Annotated in this window: 1 protein-coding gene and 1 pseudogene; one reads left to right on the forward strand and one right to left on the reverse strand. The window is 36.0% G+C overall.

What is annotated here, in order from left to right; translation table 11 throughout:
• Positions 1–1,074 precede the first annotated feature (1,074 nt).
• Positions 1,075–1,449 (forward strand): hypothetical protein, encoded by a 375-nt coding sequence (locus J2T13_RS26125; RefSeq protein WP_429375632.1) that lies wholly within the window; start codon positions 1,075–1,077, stop codon positions 1,447–1,449.
• A gap of 123 nt (positions 1,450–1,572) precedes the next feature.
• On the opposite strand, the pseudogene J2T13_RS26130 reads toward J2T13_RS26125, so the two are convergent.
• Positions 1,573–1,800 (reverse strand): annotated as a pseudogene (locus tag J2T13_RS26130) (YmaF family protein); the annotation flags it as partial.
• Between the last annotated feature and the right edge of the window lie 93 nt (positions 1,801–1,893).

The following is a 1,893-nucleotide window of genomic DNA, read 5'->3' on the forward strand; positions in this document are numbered from 1 at the left end:
TTCCAGAACGTGTTGGGCAGTATGTGAAATGATTTTTATCTCCCCTCGGGGAGAAGCCATATTAAAAGAGTTTACACAAAACTATTGACAGACCCCATACATTTAGTGCATGAAATACTTTTTGTGTAGATTAGTGACTTTTATATTCAAGCCCAATATTCTTGTAGCGATCATTAGAATAGTTTTTATATAATCTGTAAATAGTTAGTGAAATTTCAGTACAAATCTTTATCTTTATAATGTTACTAATATGTATTGGGGACTAAATACAGTTAATACTAGAACTCCTATTTTGCGAACTAAGATCATACATTTTCCTGAAGTCTACATACTTAAATATTGATTTCATTTAATGGGAAAATCTCCTGTTAATGATGGTGTGGACCTAGCAATCCTCTATCTAACTGGAACTTCTCACGTTAATTCTACCGATTCTCCTTCACTATAGCCTCATAGCGCCGAACTAGATGGAGATATTCCAGTTAAGTCATCTCTCAGCCAGTTTACTCGTCACATTAGCTGGAGAATTTCCTCTAATTTCACTGTCTGAAAACTCAAGCACTGATTTCAAGGTTGAACCATAAAAGATACTAAGGATTAATTAAATAGAGACATTAACTATTATTAGAATAGTATTGTAAGAGAGACTACTTTTATTGTAAGGTCTTATGTTAATACTATGTTGAGTTATGTGTTTATGTGGAGGAAGAGCAAGTTGAACTCGAACCACAAGTCGAGCAACCGCTACTAAACGCTGAGCCGCTTGTCGCAACTATTTCGGCTAGCGCGGTAGCTTCATTGATTTCTATAAATTGTAATCCTTCTCTTCGTTACCTAATTATTACAAATAGAGAACTTAATTGCAATCATTAATATCCTTGATATTATAGTATAATTTAATAGAATTATATAACTTAAAACATATTTAATACTCTATATTCTCTAGGATGAACGCCGGCTTCTTATGTAGCGGTAAGTGATTCAAATTCGGTTACAACGTGTACTAAAGAGTAAAATCTTTTTATGGCGTTGTGCTTAATTTCAGGCAGCGGTGTAATAGGGGGAGGCTTATGTATGATAGATACAGAACCCAAGAAGACGTATTATGTTTCGGTTGCACATAACTTAATACAGGACATTCCTAATGATTCCACCGAATTCACTGTGCTCGGGACGGATGATGAAGTGTCCATCCTACGTGACAAAATGAGCTCGCTTATTAAAGATGACGAATATACATTCAAACGTGCCTTTGTACCCTTTAAATCCGCTGACCACGACGATTCAACGAACCTTTTCGATGACAAAATGATCGAGCTGTATGCTTATATTTATCAACTTGGCGATGAAGATACGAAACGCGGAATTCATGAGATGAATTTGTTGCCAAAGCTGCTTAATACAGATTATAACGATAAGGGGTATGATGATTCACCCTTTAATAAGTAATGTACTTAGGAATATAATTTCACTAGTCCAATTTCAGTGAACATAAATAGGGTAGTTCCTGGATTCAAATAAATAAGACGCAGTATTTAAACCTGCGTCTTATTACCATGCAGAATATGAGCATTAAATAAGAGGTGCTTGAATCAATGTCGCGAAATTAAATGCGTGTACGTGACCATCATTTAATGTAGTTTGGCCTGTAACAAAGTGTACGTGTTTGCCATTACCAACCGAAATAGCCGGTCCCGTTCTAATCTTTTTCAGATTATGAAAATGGTTCAAGAAATCCGTTTTATTGAGCTCAATTTCATGGACATGACTTTTTCCCACCCGAATCGCTTGCCCTGTGAGGGTCTGTCAATAGTTTTGTGTAAACTCTTTTAATATGGCTTCTCCCCGAGGGGAGATAAAAATCATTTCACATACTGCCCAACACGTTCTGGA

It is taken from the genome of Paenibacillus sp. DS2015, from assembly GCF_050433705.1.
In the GTDB taxonomy this organism is placed as follows: domain Bacteria; phylum Bacillota; class Bacilli; order Paenibacillales; family Paenibacillaceae; genus Paenibacillus_AQ.